General features: G+C 38.9%; 7 protein-coding genes. 6 read left to right on the plus strand and 1 reads right to left on the minus strand.

Annotated elements, in window-relative coordinates; genetic code table 11:
* The 4 genes from ZPR_RS01850 to ZPR_RS01865 all read left to right on the plus strand — a co-directional run bounded on the left by ZPR_RS01850 (position 1) and on the right by ZPR_RS01865 (position 8,405).
* Positions 1-2,010 (plus strand): TlpA family protein disulfide reductase, encoded by a 2,010-nt coding sequence (locus tag ZPR_RS01850; protein ID WP_013069896.1) that lies wholly within the window; start codon positions 1-3, stop codon positions 2,008-2,010.
* The gene (locus tag ZPR_RS01855; protein ID WP_041578530.1) at positions 2,010-3,413 is read left to right on the plus strand and encodes an alpha/beta hydrolase family protein; all 1,404 of its coding nucleotides are present in this window, start codon (positions 2,010-2,012) and stop codon (positions 3,411-3,413) included. Before ZPR_RS01850 ends, ZPR_RS01855 begins: the two co-directional genes overlap by 1 nt.
* Positions 3,414-3,503: 90 nt before the next feature.
* Positions 3,504-5,609 (plus strand): protein-disulfide reductase DsbD family protein, encoded by a 2,106-nt coding sequence (locus ZPR_RS01860; protein WP_013069898.1) that lies wholly within the window; start codon positions 3,504-3,506, stop codon positions 5,607-5,609.
* A gap of 3 nt (positions 5,610-5,612) precedes the next feature.
* Positions 5,613-8,405 (plus strand): M16 family metallopeptidase, encoded by a 2,793-nt coding sequence (locus ZPR_RS01865; RefSeq protein ID WP_013069899.1) that lies wholly within the window; start codon positions 5,613-5,615, stop codon positions 8,403-8,405.
* Between the two features lie 114 nt (positions 8,406-8,519).
* Here the strand turns inward: ZPR_RS01865 and ZPR_RS01870 are convergent, their stop codons facing one another.
* On the minus strand, positions 8,520-9,098 hold the full coding sequence (locus ZPR_RS01870; RefSeq protein ID WP_013069900.1) for an RNA polymerase sigma factor: 579 nt from the start codon (positions 9,096-9,098) through the stop codon (positions 8,520-8,522).
* 208 nt (positions 9,099-9,306) lie between these two features.
* Between ZPR_RS01870 and ZPR_RS01875 the strand changes: the two genes are divergently transcribed.
* Together ZPR_RS01875 and ZPR_RS01880 are read left to right on the plus strand one after the other, a co-directional pair.
* On the plus strand, positions 9,307-10,440 hold the full coding sequence (locus tag ZPR_RS01875; RefSeq protein ID WP_013069901.1) for a FecR family protein: 1,134 nt from the start codon (positions 9,307-9,309) through the stop codon (positions 10,438-10,440).
* Positions 10,441-10,586: 146 nt separating this feature from the next.
* Positions 10,587-13,805: a SusC/RagA family TonB-linked outer membrane protein gene (locus ZPR_RS01880; RefSeq protein WP_187288250.1), complete on the plus strand. Its 3,219-nt coding sequence runs from the start codon at positions 10,587-10,589 to the stop codon at positions 13,803-13,805.
* Positions 13,806-13,817: the final 12 nt, after the last annotated feature.

Raw genomic sequence — 13,817 nt, forward strand, 5'->3', positions numbered from 1 at the left:
ATGAGATTATTTAATGTATTAAAAATAATACCTGTTTTTACCCTGCTCGCCATCAGCATTGTTTTTACAGGTAACCTCTGGGGACAAGATCAAGAGGAAGTATTTAGTGTAGCGCCCAGATACCCCAAGGCGGGAGATCAGGTTACACTGAGCTACGATGCCTCGCAAACGCCACTTAAAAATCGAGATAGTCTTACGGCTGTCGTTTATACCTATGCTGATTTTCAGTGGAATGTGAAAGACTTAAAGCTTGAGCGTACCGAAGAAAATAAATGGCAGGGGCAACTAAAATTAGAGCCGGGCATCGCCCTTATCAATTGTGTGTTCTACGCAAAAGATACGCTTGATCGTGGTGGTGCCAATACCTATTCCTGGATGATTAATAATGCCCCCGGTTCTTATTCGGGCTGGGGCATTATGCGTAATCCAAATATTAATGAAGATTTTCCGCAACAGCTGGATTCCCTGTCTTTTATTGAAGATTCGGTGACTTTAATGTGGCTTAATAATGAGATGCGGGATAATCCTTCCAGCAGATCGCATATTTTTTATTCGGGGTTACGTTTACTGCAACGTACTAATACCGAAGATCAAACTGGGCGGATCAAGGAAGAACTCAACTATATTTTGAGTTTTCCCGCGCTTGATTTAAAGCAACAGTATGATGTGCAACGTAGTCTTGAATTAATCACAGGAAATGAGACTTATGTAGATTCTGTAGAAAACGCATTGCTTTCTAAATATCCCAATGGTGTTCTGGCCAGGGATCGGGCAATAAAGCAACTATTCCGTGAAGCAGATCCTGATGAGCGTGTAAAGGCGTACAATGCTTTTGTAAATCAATTTCCAGAAGAAAAATTTGAAGGTATAACTACAACTACAGAGGAGCTCTACTACGATAAACTATTTCGGAGTATAGCCTACACCTATATTTTAGAAAATAAGGATTACGGTTTTGTCTTTGATAATTTAACAAATGCTTCATATACAAACCTGGTAGATTATGCCTGGCATTTAGTGAGTATCCCTTATACCAATGAGAGTATGTCGCTAGATAGCTTGCAGGTATTTGCAGATCGTATCTTCCCGGAGATTGAAAGTCGGGAACATGAAGTTCCTAAAGCCTATCGCGGAAAACTTTCACCCAATCAATGGAAAGCGATGGCTTTAAAAGCAGCAGCTTCAGAATACCTGACTTATGCTAAGATTTTAAACGAGCAGCAAGATTATAAGCGTGAGGCTTATTATTTAAACAAAATAGCAGCCTTGTTGAAGTATGAGAATACTGAATATAATGCGTTGTATACCCAGCAACTGGTGCGTCAGGACAAGATGGATGAAGCGGTAAGCTTTATTGCAGCTTGTTTGAGACACAACAATACATCTCCCGAAATGCTCCAGGTCTTAAAGGACGAATATTTAAAATCAGGAAAAGAGCTTTCTGATTTTAAAGATTATGTAGCGGGGCTTAAGACCGGTGCTGAAAATCAGAAAGAGAAAGAGGCGCTTTTAACAGAGTTGATCAAGAAACCAATCGAAGATTTTTCTTTGGAAAGTTCTTATGGAGGCATGGTTAATCTAAAAGATCAGCTGGGTAAAATCGTGGTTATCGATATGTGGGCAACATGGTGTGCACCTTGTAAAAAAGCAATGCCCGGTATGAAAATGGTCGTAGATCATTATGCAGATGACGCTAATGTGAAGTTTTATTTTCTGGATACGCAGGAATATGTAAAGGATTACAAAACCAAAACGGCTGCCTTTATCGAGGAAAAAGAATATCCCTTTGAGGTGCTGTACGATGCTGTTAATCCGGAAAATGGTAAGCCCGAAATGGTTTACACAAAGTATGCAAAAGCGTTTCAGTTTTCAGGAATTCCACAGAAAATGATCATAGATCAGAATGGTTATCTAAGATGGCGCTCTACCGGATATGAGGGTAGTCCCAGTGCTCTTGCAGATGAGATTAAAACCATAGTTGAATATTTAAAGGCTGAATCGAAATCCTAATGACTTTAAGAAGAATCTGCAGTATTCTGGTGCTATTTGCATTAAGTACAGGGCTTTCCCGGGGGCAAAGCTTATGGCAGGGGCAATACCATGCAAAACGTCTGCTCCTGGAGAAAACTCAGAATCAAAATGCTAAAGATTCATTCTTTTTAAGCAGTCCAGAATATTATTACAACCGCCTTCCGCTTCAGCGAAACTACCTTAGCGATAGTCTGATCTTAAAAAACGAGGAGTTTAATTTAGTATTGAAGCTTAAGCCTCAATTAGACAGCACGTTTACGCTAGTATTTGCCAATTATGAAGGAGAACATCCGATTCAATTTGATCAGGTAAATGCATTGCAACCGCACAGCTATCCCCAGCATCCTAAGGGAACCTTACCCTATACAAGTACCGAACTTGTATTTAGTGGGAAAAAAACCGGTATTGATTATGGAGGAACTTTGGTTATCCCAAATGATCATAAGCACTATCCATTGGCAATATTACTTAATGGTACCGGCCGGCAAGACCGCAATTATACGTATAGTGGGCACCAGTTTTTTACGGTTTTGGCAGATGCTTTAGCTCGTAACGGAATTGCCTCTTTTCGAATGGACGACCGCGGAACGGGTAGCACTACCGGAAATTTTGACAACGCCGGAATTAGTGATTTTACCGCTGATGCCCGGGAAGCACTCGAATATTTGAAAGCACGTGAGCATATCGATAGCCGGTTTATTGGATTAATTGGTCATAGCGAAGGGGGTGTAGTGGCTTCCCGACTCACGGCACAGGATCCCGATGTAAAATTTATGGTAAGCCTTTCGGGCGTAGGAGTTTCAGGACTACAAATCCTGGACTTGCAAAACACTGCTATTTTAAAAGCTTCTAAAATGCCTGACAGTCTGGTTAATCTGCAAATGGAAGTATACCGCGAGTTGTTTAAAACCGTTTATAATAATCAGGAGACTGATAGTCTTAAAACAGAGTTGGAAGACAGGCTAGGGAAGTGGATGAAAGGTAAAAGCCTTAAAACACTTGAAGCTTTGCAATTAGCGGATGATAGAGACAAGACCTTGATTTACCGCTTTTATAACAGTGCAAAAAGCAAGCTGTATAAAGAAATGATTCTATATAATCCTAAGCAGTATTTGCCTGATATAGAAGTGCCGGTACTTGTCCTAAATGGGGATGCAGATATTTTTGTACCGGCTTCTGAGAATGTAGCTTCCTTCAAAGAAAATCTGATTAATGCTCCCGTAGTGACAACCAAAATATACCCGGGCCTGAATCATATGTATCAACATTGTAAAACCTGTACTTCCCAAGAAATAAGTATGCTAGATGAGGTGTTTGCACCAGAGGTTTTAGAAGATATTACGCAGTGGATTTGGGAGATATATAGGGATGATAATAAGTAATACAAAATAAAAACCAAAAATTTACAGGGGTTTTAGTTCTGGTTTACGTCTAAACTGTAGTCACCTTTTTTACTTAAAACTATTTTATCGATGAGACTATTTATCACGGGTATCTTTTTTTTAATTGTTTCTCTTGCGCAGAGCCAAATCTATGATCCGGTTTCTTTTAAGCCCGATGTTCAAAAAATTGACGATACCCATTATGCTTTAAGTATTCATGCGAGCATTGAACCTGGCTGGCATTTATACGCTCAAAACGTACCTGATGGAGGTCCTGTTCCTACTCAATTTGAGTTCACTACAAGTGATGCTTATGAGCTTAATGGATCTGTTTCTGAGCCACAGGGGCACGTGGTGGATGACCCTATTTTTGAAATGCGTATTAAATATTTCTCAGATTCGGCCGAATTTCAACAAGTTATAGAACGTAAAACAGCTGAAGCTTTTAGTGTGAAGGCTTCCGTAGAATTTATGGTGTGTAATGATGAAAGTTGTTTGCCACCAACTATAAAAGAGGTTGTTTTTGAGCTGGAAGCGACGGCGGCAACCCTTAACGAAGAAGCTACAAAACCCTTACAAAAAACGAACGAAGTCGAAGAACAGACTGTTCCTAAAAATGGCGATGCTACTAAATCAGAATCAACCGAAGTTGAAGTTGTTAATGCCGAAGAGCAGGATACGTTAACTCTAAAAGAAGGAGATCAGCCAATTAAAAAACCTAATTCAGATTTAGAGAATACTAAAGCAGAACAGGAAGAGGAAGCTGCGGATTCTCGTAATTTGATCTCTATTTTTATTTTGAGTTTTTTAGGTGGTTTTGCAGCGCTATTAACACCTTGTGTGTTCCCGATGATTCCGATGACGGTAAGCTTTTTTACCAAACAAAGTAAAACCCGTGCCAGCGGTATTAAAAATGCTTTGCTATACGGACTTTTTATAATAGTGATTTACGTGGTACTGGGCTCTGTAGTGGTTGCCATTTTTGGTGCCGATTCGCTCAATGCGCTCTCTACGAATGTTTGGTTCAACTTGATCTTTTTTGGATTACTTCTTGTTTTTGCTTTTTCGTTTTTGGGGGCTTTCGAGATTGTGCTTCCCAGTTCCTGGGTCACAAAGATCGATTCGCAGGCAGACCGCGGTGGTCTTATCGGTATCTTTTTTATGGCGCTTGCCCTGGCTATTGTGTCGTTTTCGTGTACCGGGCCCATTGTGGGCACTTTGCTGGTAGAATCTGCTTCGCAGGGCGGGGTAGCTCCCATTGTGGGAATGTTAGGGTTTTCAATGGCGATTGCGCTACCTTTTGCCTTATTTGCGGCTTTCCCCGGCTGGTTAAACTCGTTGCCCAAATCAGGTGGCTGGCTCAATACGGTTAAAGTGGTTTTAGGATTTTTAGAACTCGCTTTAGCCTTTAAATTCCTAAGCAATGCAGATTTAGTGCTTCAATTGCATTTATTAGAACGAGAAACCTTTTTAGCGATCTGGATTGCTGTTTTTGGAGGTTTGGCTTTGTATTTATTTGGTAAAATCACCCTCCCTCATGATAGTCCTTTAGCGCATATTTCTGTAGGAAGATTGAGTCTGGGGTTGTTTGTATTGGCCTTTGTGGTTTATCTGATTCCCGGTCTTTGGGGCGCTCCTTTGCAGTGGATCAGTGGTTTTCCTCCTCCTGCACAGTATAGTGAGTCTCCTTATGGTGTAGGAAATACCAAAGGCGTTTCAGGCACTTCGATAGAGCTTCCTCCGCACGCAGAATTAGGACCTTTAGACCTTGTTACCTTTAAAGATTATGAGGCCGGGATGGCCTATGCAAAAAAGGTGAACAAACCTGTAATGCTTGATTTTACGGGATATGCCTGTGTTAATTGTCGTAAGATGGAAGAACGGGTTTGGCCTGAGCCTCAGGTTCAGCAAGTACTTCGGGATGAGCTGATACTAATATCGCTTTATGTTGATGATAAAAAAGAGCTTCCCGAAGCAGAGCAATATGTTTCAGAAACTACCGGCAAGAAGATAAAGACCATAGGGAACAAATGGAGCGATTTTCAGATCAAACACTATAAAGCAAATGCGCAGCCGTATTATGTGCTGATCGATAACGAAGGTGAGAATTTAAATGATCCCCGAGCTTATGATCCCGATGTGGATTCGTATTTAAGTTGGTTACAAGAGGGAATTAAAAATTATAACAACAAATAATATATGATCTATAGAATAAAAAACGGCCTGGTTCTCTTAATTGCGTTGTTAAGCTTCAGCCTTAATGCGCAGCAGATTGATAGTCCTATACCACCTAAAAATTTCGCTTCGGGAGTTCTTGAAAATGGAATGCATTATTACGTGCTGCATAACGAGGAGCCTAAAGAACGAGCATCTTTTTATTTTGCACAGAATGTAGGTTCTGTTCTAGAAAACGACACCCAGCGGGGTCTTGCCCATTTCCTGGAGCATATGGCTTTTAACGGTACCCAGAATTTTAAGGACAAAGAAATGCTGGAGTACCTGGAGAAAAACGGAATGAAATTCGGTTCTGAAATTAATGCGTTTACCAGCTTTGATGAGACGGTTTACAACATCAATCAGGTTCCGGTTACTAATGAAAAATTACTGGACTCGGTTTTATTAATCCTACACGACTGGTCGGGTTATTTATCCTTAACCGATGCAGAAATCGATAACGAGCGCGGTGTGATTAACGAAGAATGGCGTTCACGCAATACGGCAGGTTTTAGGGCTAATTCTAAAGTTTGGCTCGATGGATTTTTAAAAGATTCTAAGTATAGTAAGAGAATGCCTATTGGTCTAATGGATGTGGTCAATAATTTTGAATATGATGAACTTCGTGACTATTACAAACGCTGGTACCGTCCAGATCAGCAAGCTGTAGTCGTTGTTGGTGATGTTGATGTAAAAGGGCTGGAGGCTAAAATCAAGAAGGTGTTTTCGTCTATTCCATTAAAAAAAGATTTGCCGGAACGCCCTGTTTTTGATGTACCCATCGCAGCAGAATTTGTGTATATTAATTCTACCGACAAAGAACTTGGTGAACCTTCCCTTCAATATTTTGTGAAGCGTACCCCTTTAGATTTAAGTGTGGTTGAGAAAATTAAAGAAGATATTACGGGTAGCTTTGCTTCCTATATTTTAAACAACCGTTTTTCTGAATTGGTTTTAGAAAAAAACTGCCCGGTGTTGGGAGTAGGTTTTGGTGTTCAGGAATTTGTACGTCACTTAGAAATTCTTAGTCTGAATGCACGTCCTAAAAAAGACAGTTTACTTAGCGGGCTGAAATATATAGTAAAAGAGTACACCCGTTTTGCTGAATTTGGTGCTACGCCGGAAGAATTAGCCAGAGCTAAAGCAGCTTTTAAAACCAGTCTTGAATCTTCAATAGCAAATATTGCTAAACGCAGCAACGATAGTTATGCAGGGGAGATTTATCAGGATTTCTTTGATAAGGAGTCGGTAACTGATTATGGCTGGACCTTATCGTATCAATTACGTCTTTTAGATCAGGTGACTAATGAATCTATTCTGGATTATCTGAAACGTTTTAAAGGTGATAATGGCAGAGGCGTAAGTATTGTAGGTTCTGATACAAATACTTACCCGGATAAGGAAGACATTGAAAGCGCTCTTGCTGAAGTGGCGGCACAAAAGCTCACTCCTTTTAAAGAAACCAGCTCAGATAAGAAGCTTATCAATACAGATCTTAAAGGCAGCCCGGTTATAAAAACAGAAAACATTGAAGGTATAGATGCTAAGTCGTACACGCTGGCAAACGGATTAAAACTGGCACTTTATCCTACTGATTTTGATAAAGAACAGGTTTTTATGACGGCCTTTAGTCCTGGAGGTAGTTCGCTACTTTCCGTAGAAGAATTGCCAAATACGGTTGTGGCCTCTTATCTGGTAGGTCAATCAGGCCTTGGTGAGTTAAATAAAATTGAACTTCAAAAATTGCTTGCCGGGACCGAGACTTCTCTGGGTGTTTCTATAAATGGTTATAGTGAGAGCCTCAGCGGAAGTAGTAAAACTAAAGACCTGGAAACTTTGTTTAAGCAAATTTACCTTCAGTTTACCGCCCCTCGATTTGATGCACAGGCTTTTGAAATTATAAAACAAAATCTGGCGACTAATTTAATCGCTAAAGAAAAACAGGTGACCAGTGCTTTTCAAGATTCCCTTACACTCGCATCTACCGGTCACAGCAAGCGATCCGTTCTTTTTGACCAGAAGCTCATAGATAATGTGACTTTAGAGGGAGCTTCTAAAGTTTATCGGGAGCGTATCTCTAATGCTAACGATTTTACTTTTGTTTTTGTAGGAGATTTCCAAGAGAGTGAATTGCTTGATCTCGCTACAAAATACTTAGGAAGTATCCCGTCTACGACTAAAACAGAAGAGGTGGTAAACCATAATATGCGCCCTGCTAAAGGGAAAACAACTGTGCATTTGGAGAAAGAAATGGAGACTCCTCAGACAACCATCAATGTTAGTTTTAATGGTGATATGGAGTATTCCAAGAAAAATAACCTTGAGCTTTATGTGTTATCTCAACTTCTTGATAAACGTTATATGGAGCGCATACGGGAGGAAGAAGGAGGTTCTTACGGTGTCCGAGTAGGCGGTTCTGTAAGCTGGGAACCTATAGGAAACTATAATTTAAGCGTAAGCTTTAACTGTAATCCGGATAAAACAGATGAGTTGTTAAAGATTGTATATGGCGAATTAAAAAAGATGGAAACAAGCATCGGTGCAGAGGAATTGGCTGAAATAAAAAGTAATTACAAGAAAGGTGTTTCAGAAAACCAACGTAATAATAACTATTGGTTGAGTAATATCGCTAATAACCTTCAAAAAGGAACGCCGGTTTCTGACGAAGCAGGTAGTATCGCATTAATTGAAAGTATCACGACAGATGATCTTATGGCTACGGCAAAATTGATCAATAGTGAACCAGATATTATCGAAGGTGTACTTATGCCTAAATAATAACGGCTATAAATTCAGAAAGAAATTAGAATTTATTTGAATTAGCCTTCTTCAAAATTTTGATTTTGCTTGAATTTACTTGGGAGAGCTTAAACTACAGGTTTAAGCTCTTTTTTAATTGAAAAAATCGGAAAGAATTAAAATCAACCAGATCAGTACTTGCTTCCTGATTAGTCGTAGCGCCCGGGATATATGATCTTCAACTGTCTTTATAGAAATCCCCAGATATTCCGCAATTTCTTTATTTTTCAGATTGTGTTGACGTTTTAGTAAAAAGACTTCTTTGCACTTTTTGGGAAGGCTTTCAATAGCTTTATCTATTTGCTCCAAACGCGGTTTTAGATTTTCCTCGTTCAATTCTTCCGTTTCTAAAACAGTTTCTAGATATATCGTATCTGTTAAATAAACCTGTTTTTTTTCTTTTCGGTATATATCGATAAAGCGGTTATGGGCAATAGTAAATAAAAATGTTTTAAGGAAGGCTTGAGGATTCAGAGACGTTCTCTTTTCCCAAAGTTTCATAAAACTATGTTGCACAATATCTTCGGCCAACGCCTCATCCTGGGTGTACGTGTATATAAAAGCCGTTAAGGGTTCAACGAGTTCATTGAATATATACTGAAAACACTCGCTGTCTCCCGCTTGAAGGCGTTGTATAAGTTTTTCATTGTTTTTAAAAGAATACTGAGACATAGATATGTAGGGATACTTTGATAAAGATAGCACAGATATGCTAAGTAAAAATTTTAAGTAGTGGCAAAGACAGAAAGTCTGTTTTAAAATCTCTACCTATAAAGAAATTTATGACCTATAATTCCAAATGCTGATCGCAATGAAAAAAATGTAATAAAAAAGCCGGGGTGATTCATTTTATATACGTTTAATTAAAAAAAATTGCATAATGGAGAGTAAATATACCGATTTTGAAAGATTAGTTGAAAAATTCATTCAAGGAGATCTTTCAGATGAAGAGCAAGAGAAACTTGACTCCTTATTAAATGACAAAGACAATAAGAGTCATTTTAAAGAAATGCTAAGTCTGAATTACAGGCTAAATAAAAGATGGTTAAAGATTGAACAAGCTAAGAAGGATAAACTCTTCGCTAAAATTATGGAAGTACCCCCTGTAAAGAAACTAAATCCTTATCAAAACCTATTACGTATTGCAGCCATTTTTGCAATTCTTCTGGGTGGGGCAGTACTTTATTATGCATCTTTTGAAATTCAACCTGTTCCAGAGCAGGTAGTGACATTAGATCTGGATACAGGTGTGCATAAACAACTTGAGAAAGGAGCTAAAGGCGTTATTGCTGAAACCAATGGCGTTCGTATTGAACAAAGGGGTGATACTTTAACTTATATAACTAAAAATCAGGATGATGTGATAATTAGTTTTGATGAAATTCACGTTCCTTACGGGAAGAGTAGTGTAGTGGCTTTAGCAGATGGTACATTGATAAACCTTAATGCTGGCAGTAGTCTTAGATATCCTAATGGCTTTAAAGCCGAAGGTAATCGGGAAGTATTTTTAACCGGGGAAGCTTACTTTCAGGTGAGTCATGATGCAAAAAGACCTTTTTTGGTGCATACTGATGATTTGGAAATTGAAGTGTTGGGGACACATTTTAATGTACAGGCCTATGCTGATGAGAAAAACTCTAATACGCTACTGGTTAATGGGGTTGTACAGGTAAAACAAAAATCAAACCCTGAGGATGCAGTTGTATTAAAACCGGGGATGCAGGCCTCATACACTCAGGGATCAAAAACTCTGGAAATTGCATCTGTAAATACTGCACCATACATTGCCTGGGTTAAAGGTCAGCTTTATTTTGATCAGGCTGATTTTCCCCAGATCGCCCGGATACTGGAACGCAAATTTGATGTTCAAATTCAGGTGAATAATACCGCCTTAAAAAAAGAGAAGTTTACGGCAAAATTTAAAGCGGAAAGCCTTGAGCAGATTTTAAAATCTTTTAATGAAAGTTATCCTTTTAATTATGATATAAAACAAAATACTGTTGTGATCAACTAAAAAAAGGGAATGCGGCAACATTCCCTTTAGTAAACATAACAGCGATTTAAAACTAAGTTAAACCACTAATTCTACACTTTAAAAGTATGAAAAAATGTATTACGCACAGGTGTCGTAGCTTGCTATGGCCAAAAATGAATCTTTCTATGCGGTTCAGTATTCTTTTTATTTTCGTTGCAATCTTTCAAATACAGGCTAATTCCTATTCTCAGGATGTGAAAATTACACTTCACGAGAAGCAAATAAGCATTCTGGACTTTTTTGAAAAAGTAGAGACTATTACCCCTTATTCGTTTTTGTACCGTGTAGGTGATATTGATCTTAATCGGAGGGTGAATGTATCTGTAGATCAAATTTCTCTGGAGAAGATTTTGAGTAGTTTGTTTACTACAGAAGGGATTATCTACAAGGTACTGGACAAGCAAATTGTTTTTAGTAAAAAAAACGAAACTCTTGTAGCGAAAGAGGTTGTGGAACAACAAACCGTCTCGGGGATAGTAAGTTCTCAAAAAGGGGAGCCATTATTTGGTGTTACTGTACTTATAGAAGGTACACGTCGCGGCGTTTCTACAGATATAGATGGTAAGTACACTATCGTAGCTGAACCCGGTGAAGTACTTGTTTTTAATATGTTGGGTTTTGAAAAAGCTTACCATACGGTAACCGATCAACAGGTGGTAAATATCAGTCTTAAAGAACAAACTTCAGAGCTCGATGAAGTTATGGTGGTTGCCTACGGCGAGACTTCAAAACGTTTTAATACGGGAGCTGTTAATCAGATAAATGCAGAAACGATTGAAGAACAACCTGTAAACAACCCAATTTTAGCCTTACAAGGTGCTGCCCCTGGTCTTTTTATAACTCAGGAAGCAGGTCGCCCGGGCGGAAACGTGACCGTGCGCATCCGCGGAGAAAATTCTATAGGGAGCTCCAATCGTCCCTTATATGTGATTGATGGAATACCCTATAGTGACGAGCCTATGAATCAATTCAGTTATATTGGTTTTCCTACTAAAGGAAACCAGAGCCCACTTAACAGTATCAATCCTGCAGATATTGAAAGTATAAGTATACTTAAAGATGCAGATGCTACTGCGATTTATGGATCTCGTGGAGCAAATGGGGTGATATTGATTACTACCAAACACAATAAACTTTCTGGAAAAGGACTCAGCGTTAATGTAAATGTGCTTACCGGCGTGAAAGAAGTAGGCCATATGATGGATCTATTGAGTACTCCAGAATATCTTGCGCTTAGGAGACAAGCTTTTGAGAATGATGGTGTTGTGCCAGACAATAGTAATGCTCCTGATCTTACCTTATGGGATCAAAATCTGGATATGAATTGGCAGGAACACTTGTTTGGCGGGACGGCCAATTTTGTAAATGCCCAGGCCGGAATCAGCACCGGGACTGCCAGGAACTCATTTTCTTTAAACACATCGTATAACCAGGAGGGAACTATTTACCCGGGAGATTTTTCATATCAGCGCTTTAGTATTCGTTCCCGGTATAGCTATCAATCTCAAGACGATCGCTTTAGGTTGAACCTTCAGGCTAACTATAGTACAGATGATAATAATTCTTTTGGCGGAAATTTTGCCAGCGTTCTTTTAACACCACCCAACTTCAACCCCTATAATGAAGATGGTTCATTAAACTGGACGATTACAAATCCCATAGCTCCCTTAAATGCTTCTTATGTTAATAAGACTAACACGCTTTTTGCGGATCTTAATCTGGCTTATGAAATTTCAGACTACATAACGGCTAAGGTTTTAGTAGGCTATAACATCAATAATCTTGATCAGCAGAATAAAAACCCTTCAACTTCGCTTAACCCGGCTTATGCCAATTATTCCTGGGGAAGTCCTAATGTACAACAAGGAGATACCAAACGCCAGACGCTTAATATAGAACCACAACTTACTTATAAAAATCAAATAGGAAATGGTGTATTCTCTGCCCTATTGGGGGGCACGCTAATGAAACGTACCCAGGACAATCAAACCATTGATGCAAATAATTACTCGTCAGACTTGTTTTTAGATAATATAGGTGCAGCGGGTAGCTATTCGATATTTGTTTCCAATATAGATTACCGGTATTTATCCGGTTTTTTAAGGCTTAATTATAATTGGAATGATAAATACCTGTTCAATGCCTCTGTAAGACGAGATGGTTCCAGCCGTTTTGGACCTAACAATCAATATGGGAATTTTGCCGCTTTGGGTGCTGCATGGATTTTTTCTGAAGAGAAATTTTTTAAAGATCAGTCGGTGTTAAGTTTTGGTAAATTGAGGGCTAGCTATGGCTCCACCGGTAATGATGGGATAGGGGATTATGGTTATTACCAATTATGGACTGCAACCTCTTCGATAAATAATGAATCTTCAACTGTTTTAACACCTACTGCACTGGCAAACTTAGATTATAGCTGGGAGAAAGTATTGAAGTTTGACGTTGCTTTGGAATTAGGTTTTTTAAAGGATAGAATCCTGCTAAATGCTAATTACTACCGTAATTCAACAAAAGATCAGCTGGTAGGTTTACCGTTGCCCTCACAAACAGGATTTACTTCGGTAAATGCAAACCTTCCGGCATTGATACGTAACACGGGAGTTGAGCTGTCTTTGAATACCCGAAATATCAATTCTGAAACATTTAGTTGGAATACAGATTTTAACATCACTTTTCAAAAGAATGAATTAGTCTCTTTTGATGATCTGGAAGCTTCTACTTATGCCAATACTTATGAAGTTGGATCTTCGATTTTGAGTCAGAAAGGTTATCTAGCTTCGGTTGATCCTGAAACAGGGACGTATACTATTCAAGATTTAAATAATGACGGTCAAATTACTTATGCCGATGACCGCAAGATTCTGGGAGATCGTTTACCTAAGTTTTATGGGGGACTGCAAAACAATTTTACCTATAAAAACTGGAACCTTGGCTTTCTGTTTCAATTTGTAAAACAAGAAGATTACAATTATTTGAACACTGTTTATGATGCAGTAGGTAACAGGTCAAATTTTGAGGAATCGGTTCTTAATTACTGGAAGCAACCGGGTGATCAGGTAAGCGTTCCAAAGCCTTCAACTGCTACCAGCAATGCCTTTTTTAATTCACTAAGCTCCAGCCTCCATTGGGATGATGCCTCTTACATTAAATTACGTAATGTAAATCTATCTTATAATTTACCCGCAACCTGGGTGAATCAGGTAGGAATGCAGAATGCACGTGTTTATTTTCAGGGGCAAAATTTGCTTACTATAACCTCTTATAAAGGATTGGATCCTGAATCGAAATCGACTTTTGCACCGCCTTTACGTATAGTTTCATTAGGGGTACAGACCAATTTCTAAATCATAAAAAAT

The organism is Zunongwangia profunda SM-A87 (genome assembly GCF_000023465.1).
GTDB classification, from domain to species: Bacteria; Bacteroidota; Bacteroidia; order Flavobacteriales; family Flavobacteriaceae; genus Zunongwangia; species Zunongwangia profunda.